Raw genomic sequence first — 14,394 nt, 5'->3', positions numbered from 1 at the left:
TGATGCGCCACCATGTCTGATTCCCCCTCTTCCTCGCCGAAGATCCCCCAGAACACCCGCGTTATCGTCGGCATGTCCGGCGGCGTGGACTCCTCCGTCTCCGCCCTGCTCCTCAAGGAACAGGGCTACCAGGTGGAAGGCCTGTTCATGAAGAACTGGGAAGAGGACGACGGCACCGAGTACTGCACCGCCATGACCGACCTGGCCGACGCCCAGGCCGTCTGCGACCGCATCGGCATCAAGCTGCACACCGCCAACTTCGCCGCGGAATACTGGGACAACGTCTTCGAGCACTTCCTCGAGGAATACAAGGCCGGCCGCACGCCGAACCCGGACATCCTCTGCAACCGCGAGATCAAGTTCAAAGCCTTCCTCGACTACGCCCTCGCCCTGGGTGCCGACCTGATCGCCACCGGCCACTACGTGCGCCGCCGCGACGTCGACGGCCGCAGCGAACTGCTCAAGGGCCTGGACCCGAACAAGGACCAGAGCTACTTCCTCCATGCGGTGGGCGGCGAGCAGATCGGCAAGACCCTGTTCCCGGTCGGCGAACTGGAGAAGCCCGAGGTGCGTGCCATCGCCGAGAAATACGGCCTGGCCACCGCGAAGAAGAAAGACTCGACCGGCATCTGCTTCATCGGCGAGCGCCGCTTCAGCGACTTCCTCAAGCAGTACCTGCCGGCCCAGCCGGGTGACATCGAGACCACCGACGGCACGGTCATCGGCAAGCATGTCGGCCTGATGTACCACACCATCGGCCAGCGCCAGGGCCTGGGCATCGGCGGCCTGAAGAACGCCGACGACAGCCCCTGGTACGTGTTGGAGAAGGACCTGGCGCGCAACGTCCTGGTCGTCGGCCAGGGCAATGACCACCCGTGGCTGTTCTCCCGCGCCCTGCACGCCTCGCACATCTATTGGGTCAACCCCATCGACCTGGACCAGCCCAAGGCCCTGCGCGCCAAGGTGCGCTACCGCCAGGCCGACCAGGACTGCGTGCTGGAACGCACCGGGAACGGCTACCGCGCGGTGTTCGACGAACCGCAGCGCGCTGTGACCCCCGGCCAGTCCGTGGTCTTCTACGACGGCGAAATCTGCCTCGGCGGCGGCGTCATCGAATCGGCCGAACCCGCGTTCGCTAAGGAACCTGCATGAGCGATCTGCACGACCAGATCATTGCCCTATCCGGCGTTTTCGAATCCGCAGCCCTGGTAGACCGCCTCGCCCGCACCGGGCAGATCCCCGAGGCGCCGCTGGGCTGTATGCTCGGCAGCCTGCTGGTGCGCGACCCGAAGACCACCCTGGACGTCTACGGCGGCGACACCGCCAATCTACGCGAAGGCTTCCGCGCCCTGGTCAGCGCGCTCGAGCGCGACCCCAACAGCCTGCAGCGTGAGCCACTGCGCTACGCTCTCTCGCTGATCGGCCTGGAACGCCAGCTGAACAAGCGCGACGACATGCTCGACCTGATGGGCAGCCGCCTGGACCAGATCCAGCAGCAGGTACAGCACTTCGGCCTGATCCACGAGAACGTCATCGCCTCCTGCGCCGGCCTTTACCAGGACACCCTGAGCACCTTCCGCCAGCGCATCCAGGTACACGGCGACATGCGCTACCTGCAGATCAACGCCAACGCCGCGCGCATCCGCGCCCTGCTGCTGGCCGGCATCCGCTCCGCGCGCCTGTGGCGACAGCTCGGCGGCAACCGCTGGCAGATGCTGTTCGCCCGGAAGAAAATGCTGGGTGAACTGCGCCCCCTGCTGCGCGGCTGAAACACCTTCTTCCGGTCGCCGCAAAGGCGACCGGAGCGCCGCTTTCGTGTATGATGTGCGCCCTTTTCGTTGACCTCCAGCCACGAGAACGCCCCATGCAGCTTTCCTCCCTTACCGCGGTTTCCCCCGTTGACGGCCGTTACGGCAGCAAAACCAGCGCCCTGCGTCCGATCTTCAGCGAATACGGCCTGATCCGTTTCCGCGTCCTGGTGGAGGTTCGCTGGCTGCAGCGCCTCGCCGCCCACGCCGGCATCCCCGAAGTGGCCCCCTTCTCCGCCGAAGCCAACGCTCTGCTGAATCAGCTGGCCGATGACTTCCAACTGGAGCACGCGCAGCGCATCAAGGACATCGAGCGCACCACCAACCACGACGTCAAAGCCGTGGAATACCTGCTCAAGGAACAAGCCGCCAAGCTGCCGGAACTGGCCAAGGTCAGCGAGTTCATCCACTTCGCCTGCACCTCCGAGGACATCAACAACCTGTCCCACGCCCTGATGCTGCGCGAAGGCCGCGACACCGTGCTGCTGCCGCTGATGCGCCAGATCGCCGACTCCATCCGCGAACTCGCGGTCAAGTTCGCCGACGTGCCGATGCTCTCGCGCACCCACGGCCAGCCAGCCTCCCCGACCACCCTGGGCAAGGAACTGGCCAACGTCGTCTACCGCCTGGAGCGTCAGATCAAGCAGGTTGCTTCGGTCGAACTGCTGGGCAAGATCAACGGCGCCGTGGGCAACTACAACGCCCATCTGTCGGCCTATCCGCAAGTGGATTGGGAAGCCAACGCCCGCGAATTCATCGAAGGCGACCTGGGCCTGGCGTGGAACCCCTACACCACCCAGATCGAGCCGCACGACTACATCGCCGAGCTGTTCGACGCCATCGCCCGCTTCAACACCATCCTCATCGACTTCGACCGCGACGTCTGGGGCTACATCTCCCTGGGCTACTTCAAGCAGAAGACCATCGCTGGCGAGATCGGCTCCTCGACCATGCCACACAAGGTCAACCCGATCGACTTCGAGAACTCCGAAGGCAACCTGGGCATCGCCAACGCACTGTTCCAGCACCTGGCCAGCAAGCTGCCGATCTCCCGCTGGCAGCGTGACCTGACCGACTCCACCGTACTGCGCAACCTGGGCGTCGGTTTCGCCCACAGCGTCATCGCCTACGAGGCCAGCCTCAAGGGCATCGGCAAGCTGGAACTGAACGCCGCGCGCATCGCCGAAGACCTGGACGCCTGCTGGGAAGTCCTGGCCGAGCCGGTACAGACCGTCATGCGCCGCTACGGCATCGAGAACCCCTACGAGAAGCTCAAGGAGCTGACCCGCGGCAAAGGCATCAGTGCCGACGCCCTGCAGGTGTTCATCGACGGCCTCGACATGCCCGCCGAAGCCAAGGCCGAGCTGAAGAAACTGACCCCCGCGAACTACATCGGTAACGCCGCCGCCCAGGCCAAGCGCATCTGAGATTCGCCCTGACTTTGCACGCCCGGCTGTGCCGGGCGTTTTTGTTTCAAGGACTTAACCATGAATCCTGCTATTCCTCTTCAGCTTTTGGGCGGCATCAGCGCCGAAGAATTCCTCCGCGATTACTGGCAGAAAAAGCCCCTGCTGGTACGCCAGGCCATCCCGGACTTCAAGAGCCCGCTGGAGCCTGACGAGCTGGCCGGCCTCGCCCTGGAAGAGATGATCGAGTCGCGCATCGTCATCGAGCACGGCGACAGCCCCTGGGAACTGCGCCGCGGCCCGTTCAAGGAAGAGACCTTCAAGGACCTGCCCGAGCGCGACTGGACCCTGCTGGTGCAGGCCGTCGACCAATTCATCCCGGAAGTCGCCGAACTGCTGGAACACTTCAAGTTCCTGCCCAGCTGGCGCATCGACGACGTGATGATCAGCTACGCCGCACCGGGCGGCGGCGTCGGCCCGCACTTCGACAACTACGACGTGTTCCTCCTGCAGGGCCACGGCCAGCGCCGCTGGAAGATCGGCCAGACCTGCGACGCCAGCAGCCCCCTGCTGCCGCACCAGGACCTGCGCATCCTCGCCGAATTCGAAGAAAGCGCCGAATGGGTACTGGAACCGGGCGACATGCTCTACCTGCCGCCGCGCGTGGCCCACTACGGCATCGCCGAAGATGACTGCATGACCTATTCAGTCGGCTTCCGCGCCCCCAGCGCCGCCGAAGTCCTGACCCACTTCACCGACTTCCTCGCCCAGTTCCTCACCGATGAAGAGCGCTACAGCGACGCCGGCATGAGCGCGGTGAAAGCCGATGAAGACCAGCACAAGATCCAGCGCGACGCTCTGGACCGCCTGAAGAACCTGCTGCAGGAGCACATGAGCGACGAGCGACTGCTGCTCACCTGGTTCGGCCAGTTCATGACCGAGCCACGCTACCCGGAACTGGTCGCCGGTGAGGAAATCGAGGAAGACGAACTGACCAGAGCGATTGCCGACGGCGCCGTGTTGATCCGCAACCCCAGCGCACGAATGGCCTGGAGCGAAGTGGACGTCGGCCTGCTGCTGTTCGCCAGCGGCCAGACCGTGGTCCTGCCGGAAAAACTGCGCGACCTGCTCAAGCTGGTGTGCTCGGCCCAATCGCTGCACGAAGGGAATCTCGGCCAATGGCTGGCCGATGACGATGGGCGTAAGCTCATCGGAGAGCTGATCAAACAGGGCAGTCTGGAGTTTGCCGATGAGTAGCAAGATCAGGGTTCGCGTCGCGGACTGGCAGAAGGATAATGCCGATCTGCGGCGCATTCGCGAGGCGGTCTTCATCGCCGAGCAATCGGTCCCGCCGGAACTCGAATGGGACGCCGAGGATGTCGAAGCCGTGCACTTCCTGGCCTTCGAAGGCGACTACGCCATCGGCACCGCCCGCCTCCTGCCGGACGGGCACATCGGCCGCGTTTCCGTCCTCAAGGACTGGCGCGGTCTCAAGGTGGGCGACCTGCTCATGCGCGCCGCCATCGAGCAAGCCGAAAGCCAGGGCCTGAAACGCCAGTTGCTGACCGCCCAGGTCTACGCCATTCCCTTCTACGAACGGCTAGGCTTCAAGGTAGCCAGCGGTGAATTCCTCGACGCCGGCCTTCCCCACGTGGACATGGTGCGCGAAAGCGACTGAGGCAGCGAAATGGACAACGTCCCGGAACAAGACGACCTCCCGGTGGAACTGCCGGACATCGAGTTCCAGTCTCCGGGACGTTTCGCCATTCACAACCCACCCAGCGAAGCCCTGCCGCCCGAAGCGCTGGAACCCGCGCCGTTCCGCCTTGGCGAAGGCGACCAAGTGCACCGCTTCAACAAGCCTGAAGAGGCCCGCGCCCATGCCCTGGCACTGATGCAGCAGGCGCAGCGCACCCTCTACCTCTACACCCCCGACCTGGAGCCCTGGCTGTACCACCACAGCAGCATCCAGGCAGCCTGCACCCAACTGCTGCTGAGCAACCCGCGCAACCGCCTGATGATCCTGGTGCGCGACAGCGCCCGTGCAGTGAAGGACGGCCATCGCCTGCTGAATCTCAGCCGGCGCCTGTCCAGCTACTGCCAGATCCGCCGGATCAACCCGGACTACCCCAGCGAAGATCACGCCTTCCTGCTGGCCGACGACTGCGGCCTGTTGCTGCGCCCGGAGCCGGGCGACTACGCCGGCTACGCCCACTACAACCACCCCGGCCGCGCCCGCCAGCTACTGGAACAGTTCGAACAGACCTGGAACACCAGCCTCCTCGACCCGAATCTGCGGAGCTTCCTGCTTTGACCCGACGCCCTCTCGCCCTGCTCCTTGCTTGCGGATTCAGCCTGGCCGCCATCGCCGCACCCCGCACCGAGGTCATTCCGCTCAACTACCGCACCGCCGAGGACGTGCTGCCGGTGGCGCAGTCGGTATTGGGCAACGAAGGCCGGGTCACCGCCTATGGCAACCAACTGATCGTGAACGCCGAGCTGGCGAAGATCCGCGAACTGCAACAGGTGCTCAGCCAACTGGACACCCGCCCCCACCAACTGCTGATCAGCGTCGACACCAGCGACGGCAGCCAGAGCGACCAGAGCGGCTACGCGGTGAATGGCTCGGTCAGCGCCGGCAACGTGGAAATCCAGGCCGGTCGCGGCGAAGTCAACGGCCGCGACCAGGTGCGCATCATCAACCGCTCCACCAACAGTCGCGGCGGTGGCACCCAGCAGGTGCGTGCCACCGAGGGCTCACCCGCATTCATCCAGGTCGGCCAGAGCCAACCGGTGACCAACGCCGGCATCGGCCCCTATGGCCAGGTCTACAGCCAGACCGAGTACCGCGATGCCAACCAGGGCATGTACGTGACCGCGAGCCTTACCGGCAACCTCGTGCACATCACCCTCAGCACCCGCAACGACCGCTTCAACGGCAACTATCAGGGCTCGATGAACACCAGCGCCACCGAAACCAGCATCAGCGGCCCGCTCGGCCAGTGGATCGAGGTCGGCGGCGTCAGCGAAAGCAATCAAAGCACCCAGAGCGGTTTCGCTCGCCACTACAGCACCCAGGGCCGCAACGACAGCAACCTGCGGGTGAAGGTCGAAGTGCTCGACTAATCCTTCCGTAGGTGACTTGCCGGTCCTCGTTAGACCTTCGTGTAGTAGTCCAAAAAAAACACTACAAAACGTTTGACGAACGCTCGTTTGAACGTGCATGATGGCCTCGCTCCCGCTAACCAGAGGGCTTCAAAGCCCTCCGGACCGCGCCAGCGACGCACCTGTCGCGCCGGTTCGTGTTGTTAAGCCCACAAGGCGGATCGACGAGGTTGCGACTGGCAAGAGGTTGTCCTGAGGGACGGGGAAGCAAGCCTTAGTAACAGCACGAAGTGACGGATTCAGCCGTCCACCATCGCCCAACGGCTGCCACGAGCCGGCAAGCGATTCTGGATGTCACCGCTGCAGTCACCCGTCTGTACGCCGCGCCACCCCACTCCTCCAGCGTCACTCCTTCTTTCGGTCGCCCCTTCGCCATCCCGCGGCGAGCAACCCGCAGTCAGTACCGTTCAGGTGCGGTTTCATGTGGGTAGTCGGTGCTTAACCAAACACATTCTTTTGAAGGATTGGCCATGTCCGCATATCAGAACGAGATCAAAGCAGTCGCCGCGCTCAAAGAGAAGAACGGCAACAGCTGGAGCGCGATCAACCCCGAGTACGCTGCCCGCATGCGCGTCCAGAACCGCTTCAAGACCGGTCTGGAAATTGCCAAGTACACCGCAGCCATCATGCGCAAGGACATGGCTGAGTACGATGCGGACGCTTCCGTCTACACCCAGTCCCTGGGCTGCTGGCACGGCTTCATCGGTCAGCAGAAGCTGATCTCCATCAAGAAGCACCTGAAGACCACCAACAAGCGCTACCTCTACCTGTCCGGCTGGATGGTTGCCGCCCTGCGCTCCGACTTCGGCCCGCTGCCGGACCAGTCGATGCACGAGAAGACCGCGGTCGCCGGCCTGATCGAAGAGCTCTACACCTTCCTGCGCCAGGCTGACGCCCGCGAACTGGACCTGCTGTTCACCGCCCTGGACTCCGCCCGCGCTGCCGGCGACAAGGCCAAGGAAGCCGAAGTACAGGCTCAGATCGACAACTTCGAAACCCACGTGGTGCCGATCATTGCCGACATCGACGCCGGTTTCGGTAACGCCGAGGCGACCTACCTGCTGGCCAAGAAGATGATCGAAGCCGGTGCCTGCTGCATCCAGATCGAGAACCAGGTTTCCGACGAGAAGCAGTGCGGCCACCAGGACGGTAAAGTGACCGTTCCGCACGAAGACTTCCTCGCCAAGATCAACGCCGTTCGCTACGCGTTCCTCGAGCTGGGCATCGACGACGGCGTGATCGTCGCTCGTACCGACTCCCTGGGCGCCGGCCTGACCAAGCAGATCGCCGTAACCCGCGAGCCGGGCGACCTGGGCGACCAGTACAACTCCTTCCTGGACTGCGAAGAAATCTCCGCTTCCGACCTGCAGAACGGCGACGTGGTGATCAACCGCGGCGGCAAGCTGCTGCGTCCCAAGCGCCTGGCTTCCAACCTGTTCCAGTTCCGCAAGGGCACCGGCGAAGACCGTTGCGTCCTGGACTGCATCACCTCGCTGCAGAACGGCGCCGACCTGCTGTGGATCGAAACCGAGAAGCCGCACGTTGGCCAGATCAAGGGCATGGTTGACCGCATCCGTCAGGTCATCCCGAACGCCAAGCTGGTTTACAACAACAGCCCGTCGTTCAACTGGACCCTGAACTTCCGCCAGCAGGTGTTCGATGCGTTCGTCGCCGAAGGCAAGGACGTTTCCGCCTACGACCGCGCCAAGCTGATGAGCGTCGAGTACGACGAGACCGAACTGGCACAGATCGCTGACGAGAAGATCCGCACCTTCCAGCGCGACGGTTCGGCCCACGCCGGCATCTTCCACCACCTGATCACCCTGCCGACCTACCACACCGCCGCGCTGTCCACCGACAACCTGGCCAAGGGCTACTTCGCCGACCAGGGCATGCTGGCCTACGTGAAGGGCGTGCAGCGTCAGGAGCTGCGTCAGGGTATCGCCTGCGTCAAGCACCAGAACATGGCTGGCTCGGACATCGGCGACAACCACAAAGAGTACTTCGCTGGCGAAGCCGCTCTGAAAGCCTCGGGTAAAGACAACACCATGAACCAGTTCCACTAAGAACTGGTTCACCGGCCCCTCGGGGCCGGCAGGCACCGCAAGACCCCGGCCTCAGCCGGGGTCTTGTTTTTTGTGCTTGGCCGAACCGCCAGCCACCCTCTCCCCGCCCGCCAAGGGCAGATCCGCGCCGACATGCCAGCCTCGTGCTTCCTTTATATGCACGGAAAAGCCCATGCCCAAGCGCAACCGCCTCGCCCTCGCCGCCCATCTCATCCAGCGCCTTCCGCGCCGCCTTCACGAGCCGCTGCTGAGCCGCCTGTTCTGCTCCCAGGTGCGCTTCGCTGGCACCGCCAATGTGCGCATCCAGAAACTCTCAAGCGACGAAGTGCGAATGAGCCTGGCCAACCACCGGCGCGTACGCAATCACATAGGCGGCGTGCACGCGGCCGCCATGGCGCTGCTCGCCGAGTCCGCCAGCGGCTGCATGGTCGGCATGAATCTGCCCGATCACAAGCTGCCGCTGATCAAGAGCCTCACGATCGACTACCGACGCCGCGCCAACGGCGGTCTGCGCGCCATCGCCACGCTGACAGCGGAGCAACGCCGCGCAATGCGGGAGGAGGACAAGGGGGAAGCGCTGATTCAGGTGACCGTGCTGGACGACACTGGCGGCGAGCCGATCCGCTGTGAAATGCGCTGGGCCTGGATCGCAAAAAATAAATGAACCATCCCGAAAGGAGAGGCGCCCAACAAAACCGGATGGGGATAATTGAATGTTGCAGAAGTGACTGAAGAAAAGGGCTCGCCGCTTATATGTAGTAAAGTTACGGATATACGACACTGCAAATGATAATATTTATCATTTAAAGAGTGCCGATTTATTGCGGCCAAATACCTCGAAAGTACCATTCGACCAAAGCCGAAGTGCCGGCACACTAGGCGCCGAGGACCGCACAGGCAGAGGGCTTACGGAAATGCAAAAGCCTTTTGCCCGATTTAGAAGCGTCTGTTTGTGTTGGAAAAATTTACTTGCTGAAGGCTTTGGGCATAAAATTGGAAAGATGACCTGAACCCTTAGCTCACTATCCTTGAGTTGTCGGGTTCGTGCAGTCGGGCCATCGCCCGGAACCCAAGACAATCGTTATTTGTAGGAAGGAGTATCGGCATGCCCAATCCAGCTGAACTTGCAGCTCAACACTGGGGACTCGCCGCCTTCCTTTTAGGAGTGCTGGGCCTGCTCGGCTTCATGCTAGGGGTTTCCAGCCTGCTTGGCAGTAAGGCATTTGGTCGCAGCAAGAACGAACCGTTCGAATCCGGGATCGTTCCTACCGGCAGCGCACGCCTGCGTCTGTCGGCAAAATTCTATCTGGTCGCGATGCTCTTCGTGATCTTCGACGTCGAAGCCCTCTTCCTCTTCGCCTGGTCCGTGTCCGTCCGTGAAAGCGGTTGGGCCGGTCTGATCGAGGCAACCATTTTCATAGCAATTCTGTTGGCAGGTCTTGTCTACCTGTGGCGTATCGGCGCGCTCGATTGGGCACCGGCGGCACGTCGCGCACGGCAGGCGAAGCTAAAACAATGAGGCTTTGGCGATGCAATACAAACTTACCCGGATCGACCCGGATGCGCCCAATGATCAGTACCCGATCGGCCAGCGCGAAACGGTAGAAGACCCGCTCATCGAAGGGCAGGTCCACAAGAACATCTTCATGGGCAAGCTGGAAGATGTTCTCAACGGTGCGGTCAACTGGGGTCGCAAGAACTCCCTGTGGCCGTACAACTTCGGTCTGTCCTGCTGCTACGTGGAGATGACCACGGCGTTCACCGCGCCGCACGACATCGCCCGCTTCGGCGCCGAAGTGATCCGTGCATCGCCGCGCCAGGCTGACTTCATGGTCATTGCCGGCACCTGCTTCATCAAGATGGCCCCGGTCATCCAGCGCCTGTACGAGCAGATGCTGGAACCCAAGTGGGTGATCTCGATGGGTTCGTGTGCCAACTCCGGCGGCATGTACGACATCTACTCGGTCGTTCAGGGGGTCGACAAGTTCCTCCCCGTGGACGTGTACATCCCCGGCTGCCCGCCCCGTCCTGAGGCGTTCCTGCAAGGCCTGATGCTGCTGCAGGAATCCATCGGCCAGGAGCGTCGCCCGTTGTCCTGGGTTGTAGGCGATCAAGGCATCTATCGTGCCGACATGCCTGCCCAGAAGGATCTCAAGCGCGAACAGCGCATTGCGGTCACCAACCTGCGCAGCCCCGACGAAGTGTGATCCGGCCCTCCACGAGAGGCCCGTATTCACTCCACCGTTGACCGAGTGTGACTTAAGACTATGAATGCAGACTCCGCTCTGTACATCCCGCCTTACAAGGCAGACGACCAAGACATCGTCGTCGAACTGAATTCCCGCTTTGGCGCCGAGACCTTCACCGTCCAGGCCACCCGCACCGGCATGCCGGTGCTCTGGGTGTCCCGTGAGCGCCTGATCGACGTCCTCACCTTCCTGCGCAACGTACCCAAGCCGTACGTCATGCTCTATGACCTGCACGGGGTCGACGAGCGCCTGCGCACCCACCGTCGCGGCCTACCGGGCGCCGACTTCAGCGTGTTCTACCACCTGATGTCGCTCGAGCGTAATAGTGACGTGATGATCAAGGTGGCCTTGTCCGAGGGCGACCTCAACCTGCCCACCGCCACCCGTATCTGGCCGAACGCCAACTGGTACGAGCGTGAGGTCTGGGACATGTACGGGATCACCTTCAATGGTCACCCGCACCTGACCCGCATGCTGATGCCGCCGACCTGGGAAGGTCACCCGCTGCGCAAGGACTACCCGGCGCGCGCCACCGAGTTCGATCCCTACTCCCTCTCCGTCGCCAAGCAGGAGCTGGAGCAGGAAGCCCTGCGCTTCAAGCCTGAAGACTGGGGCATGAAGCGCCACGGCGAGAACGAGGACTTCATGTTCCTCAACCTCGGCCCGAACCACCCGTCCGCCCACGGTGCGTTCCGCATCATTCTGCAGCTGGACGGCGAAGAGATCCTCGACTGCGTACCGGAGATCGGCTACCACCACCGTGGCGCCGAGAAGATGGCCGAGCGTCAGTCCTGGCACAGCTTCATCCCGTACACCGACCGTATCGACTACCTCGGCGGCGTGATGAACAACCTGCCGTACGTGCTCTCGGTCGAGAAGCTCGCCGGCATCAAGGTGCCGCAGCGCGTCGACGTCATCCGCATCATGATGTCGGAGTTCTTCCGCATCCTGAACCACCTCCTCTACCTGGGTACCTACATCCAGGACGTGGGCGCGATGACCCCGGTGTTCTTCACCTTCACCGACCGCCAGCGCGCCTACAAGGTCGTCGAAGCCATCACCGGCTTCCGCCTGCACCCGGCCTGGTACCGCATCGGCGGCGTCGCCCACGACCTGCCGCGCGGCTGGGACAAGCTGGTTCGTGAATTCCTCGACTGGATGCCCAAGCGCCTGGACGAGTACGAAACCGCCGCCCTGAAGAACAGCATCCTGCGTGGCCGTACCATCGGCGTTGCCCAGTACAACACCAAGGAAGCGCTGGAATGGGGCACCACCGGCGCCGGCCTGCGCGCCACCGGTTGCGACTTCGACCTGCGCAAGGCCCGCCCCTACTCCGGCTACGAGAACTTCGAGTTCGAAGTGCCGCTGGCCCACAACGGCGACGCCTACGATCGCTGCATGGTCAAGATGGGTGAGATGCGCCAGAGCCTGCGCATCATCGAGCAGTGCCTGAAGAACATGCCCGAAGGCCCGTACAAGGCCGACCACCCGCTGACCACGCCGCCGCCCAAAGAGCGCACGCTGCAGCACATCGAAACCCTGATCACCCACTTCCTGCAGGTTTCCTGGGGCCCGGTCATGCCGGCCAACGAAGCCTTCCAGATGGTGGAAGCGACCAAGGGCATCAACAGCTACTACCTGACGAGCGATGGCAGCACCATGAGCTACCGGACCCGCATCCGGACGCCCAGCTTCGCGCACCTGCAGCAGATTCCGTCGGTGATCAACGGCAGCATGATTGCCGACCTGATCGCCTATCTGGGCAGTATCGACTTCGTTATGGCCGACGTGGACCGCTGATCATGAGTACCCTTATCCAGACTGATCGTTTCGAACTCAGCGAAACCGAGCGCTCGGCCATCGAGCACGAGATGCATCACTACGAGGACTCCCGCGCGGCGTCCATCGAAGCCCTGAAGATCGTCCAGAAGCAGCGTGGCTGGGTGCCGGATGGCGCCATCCCCGCCATCGCCGAGATCCTCGGCATCCCGGACAGCGACGTCGAAGGTGTGGCTACCTTCTATAGCCAGATCTTCCGCCAGCCGGTCGGCCGCCACATCATCCGCGTCTGCGACAGCATGGTCTGCTACATCGGCGGCCACGAATCCGTGGTCGGCGAGATCCAGAAGCAGCTGGGCATCGGCCTCGGCCAGACCACCGCCGACGGCCGTTTCACTCTGCTGCCGGTGTGCTGCCTGGGCAACTGCGACAAGGCCCCGGCGATGATGATCGATGACGACACCTTCGGTGACCTGCGTCCCGACGGCGTCGCCAAACTGCTGGAGGCCTACGCATGAGTCGCCTCACCTCCTACGGCACGCCCAACCGCACGGCGCGTGCGGCCGAAACCCACCCGCTGACCTGGCGCCTGCGTGACGACGGCGCCCCGGTCTGGCTGGAGGAATACCAGTCGAAGAACGGCTACGCCGCCGCGCGCAAGGCGCTGGCGCAGATGGCCGCCGACGACATCGTCCAGACCGTCAAGGACTCCGGCCTCAAGGGCCGCGGCGGTGCGGGCTTCCCCACCGGCGTGAAGTGGGGCCTGATGCCCAAGGACGAATCCCTCAACATCCGCTACCTGCTGTGCAACGCGGACGAGATGGAACCCAACACCTGGAAGGACCGCATGCTCATGGAGCAGCTGCCACACCTGCTGGTGGAAGGCATGCTGATCTCCGCGCGCGCCCTCAAGGCCTACCGCGGCTACATCTTCCTGCGTGGCGAGTACGTCGACGCAGCGCGCAACCTGAACCGCGCCATCGAGGAAGCCAAGGCCGCAGGCCTCTTGGGCAAGAACATCCTCGGCAGCGGTTTCGATTTCGAGCTGTTCGTGCACACCGGCGCCGGCCGCTACATCTGTGGTGAAGAAACCGCGCTGATCAACTCGCTGGAAGGCCGCCGCGCCAACCCGCGCTCCAAGCCGCCCTTCCCCGCCGCCGTCGGCGTATGGGGCAAGCCCACCTGCGTGAACAACGTCGAGACCCTGTGCAACGTACCGGCGATCGTCGAGCACGGTGTGGACTGGTACAAGGGTCTGGCCCGTCCGGGCAGCGAAGACATGGGCACCAAGCTCATGGGCTTCTCCGGCAAGGTGAAGAATCCCGGCATCTGGGAACTGCCCTTCGGCCTTCCGGCCCGCGAGCTGTTCGAGGACTACGCCGGCGGCATGCGCGACGGCTACAAGCTCAAGGCCTGGCAGCCGGGCGGCGCCGGTACCGGCTTCCTCCTGCCGGAACACCTGGACGCCCTGTTCTATGCCGGCGGCGTCGCCAAGGTCGGCACCCGTATGGGTACTGGCCTGGCCATGGCGGTGGACGACAGCGTCAACATGGTTTCGCTGCTGCGCAACATGGAAGAGTTCTTCGCCCGCGAATCGTGCGGCTGGTGCACTCCATGCCGTGACGGCCTGCCGTGGAGCGTGAAGGTCCTGCGCGCGCTGGAGAAAGGCGAAGGCGCCCAGGGCGACCTGGAAACCCTCGAGCAGCTCGTCAACTTCCTCGGCCCAGGCAAGACCTTCTGTGCCCACGCACCGGGTGCCGTCGAGCCGCTGGGCAGCGCACTGAAGTATTTCCGTCCCGAGTTCGAAGCGGGCATTTCCCGCCAGGCTCAGGCCGTACAAGCACCGCGGACCGTCGGCGCTTGATGCTTTGTTCGCCGGGCGGAAGTCGCCCGGCGTTGTTTCGTTGTAGTGCCGCGGCGT

Annotated in this window: 14 protein-coding genes; all 14 read left to right on the top strand. The window is 63.4% G+C overall.

What is annotated here, in order from left to right; genetic code table 11:
* Positions 1-12: 12 nt before the first annotated feature.
* Positions 13-1,152 (top strand): tRNA 2-thiouridine(34) synthase MnmA, encoded by a 1,140-nt coding sequence (mnmA, locus tag O6P39_RS11390; protein ID WP_275611433.1) that lies wholly within the window; start codon positions 13-15, stop codon positions 1,150-1,152.
* The gene (hflD, locus tag O6P39_RS11385; protein WP_275611432.1) at positions 1,149-1,769 is read left to right on the top strand and encodes a high frequency lysogenization protein HflD; all 621 of its coding nucleotides are present in this window, start codon (positions 1,149-1,151) and stop codon (positions 1,767-1,769) included. The genes mnmA and hflD overlap by 4 nt, the downstream gene beginning before the upstream one ends.
* Positions 1,770-1,864: 95 nt before the next feature.
* Entirely contained in the window at positions 1,865-3,235 is a 1,371-nt protein-coding gene (gene purB / locus O6P39_RS11380; RefSeq protein ID WP_275611431.1) for an adenylosuccinate lyase, read from the top strand.
* Positions 3,236-3,295: 60 nt separating this feature from the next.
* Entirely contained in the window at positions 3,296-4,471 is a 1,176-nt protein-coding gene (locus O6P39_RS11375) for a cupin domain-containing protein (RefSeq protein WP_275611430.1), read from the top strand.
* Positions 4,464-4,892 carry a GNAT family N-acetyltransferase gene (locus O6P39_RS11370; RefSeq protein ID WP_152224077.1) on the top strand — a complete coding sequence of 143 codons (429 nt, stop codon included), beginning with the start codon at positions 4,464-4,466 and terminating at the stop codon, positions 4,890-4,892. The genes O6P39_RS11375 and O6P39_RS11370 overlap by 8 nt, the downstream gene beginning before the upstream one ends.
* Positions 4,893-4,901: 9 nt before the next feature.
* Positions 4,902-5,528, top strand: coding sequence for a histone acetyltransferase HPA2 (locus tag O6P39_RS11365; RefSeq protein ID WP_275611429.1), 627 nt, complete (start codon positions 4,902-4,904; stop codon positions 5,526-5,528).
* Complete coding sequence (locus O6P39_RS11360) at positions 5,525-6,340, top strand: secretin N-terminal domain-containing protein (RefSeq protein ID WP_275611428.1); 816 nt, start codon at positions 5,525-5,527, stop codon at positions 6,338-6,340. The genes O6P39_RS11365 and O6P39_RS11360 overlap by 4 nt, the downstream gene beginning before the upstream one ends.
* Positions 6,341-6,849: 509 nt before the next feature.
* Positions 6,850-8,445: an isocitrate lyase gene (locus tag O6P39_RS11355; protein ID WP_275611427.1), complete on the top strand. Its 1,596-nt coding sequence runs from the start codon at positions 6,850-6,852 to the stop codon at positions 8,443-8,445.
* 172 nt (positions 8,446-8,617) lie between these two features.
* Positions 8,618-9,109 (top strand): DUF4442 domain-containing protein, encoded by a 492-nt coding sequence (locus O6P39_RS11350; RefSeq protein ID WP_275611426.1) that lies wholly within the window; start codon positions 8,618-8,620, stop codon positions 9,107-9,109.
* A 441-nt stretch (positions 9,110-9,550) separates the two neighbouring features.
* Positions 9,551-9,964, top strand: a complete 414-nt coding sequence (gene ndhC, locus O6P39_RS11345) for an NADH-quinone oxidoreductase subunit A (protein ID WP_015477476.1) — start codon at positions 9,551-9,553, stop codon at positions 9,962-9,964.
* A gap of 10 nt (positions 9,965-9,974) precedes the next feature.
* Entirely contained in the window at positions 9,975-10,652 is a 678-nt protein-coding gene (locus tag O6P39_RS11340; protein ID WP_015477477.1) for an NADH-quinone oxidoreductase subunit B, read from the top strand.
* Between the two features lie 60 nt (positions 10,653-10,712).
* The gene (gene nuoC / locus O6P39_RS11335) at positions 10,713-12,494 is read left to right on the top strand and encodes an NADH-quinone oxidoreductase subunit C/D (RefSeq protein ID WP_275611425.1); all 1,782 of its coding nucleotides are present in this window, start codon (positions 10,713-10,715) and stop codon (positions 12,492-12,494) included.
* Positions 12,491-12,991 carry an NADH-quinone oxidoreductase subunit NuoE gene (gene nuoE, locus O6P39_RS11330; protein ID WP_259759663.1) on the top strand — a complete coding sequence of 167 codons (501 nt, stop codon included), beginning with the start codon at positions 12,491-12,493 and terminating at the stop codon, positions 12,989-12,991. Before nuoC ends, nuoE begins: the two co-directional genes overlap by 4 nt.
* Positions 12,988-14,337: an NADH-quinone oxidoreductase subunit NuoF gene (gene nuoF, locus O6P39_RS11325; RefSeq protein ID WP_275611424.1), complete on the top strand. Its 1,350-nt coding sequence runs from the start codon at positions 12,988-12,990 to the stop codon at positions 14,335-14,337. The genes nuoE and nuoF overlap by 4 nt, the downstream gene beginning before the upstream one ends.
* Positions 14,338-14,394 lie beyond the last annotated feature (57 nt).

It is taken from the genome of Pseudomonas sp. PSE14, from assembly GCF_029203285.1.
Taxonomy (GTDB): Bacteria; Pseudomonadota; Gammaproteobacteria; order Pseudomonadales; family Pseudomonadaceae; genus Pseudomonas.
This window is presented reverse-complemented; position numbering and strand designations above follow the sequence as displayed.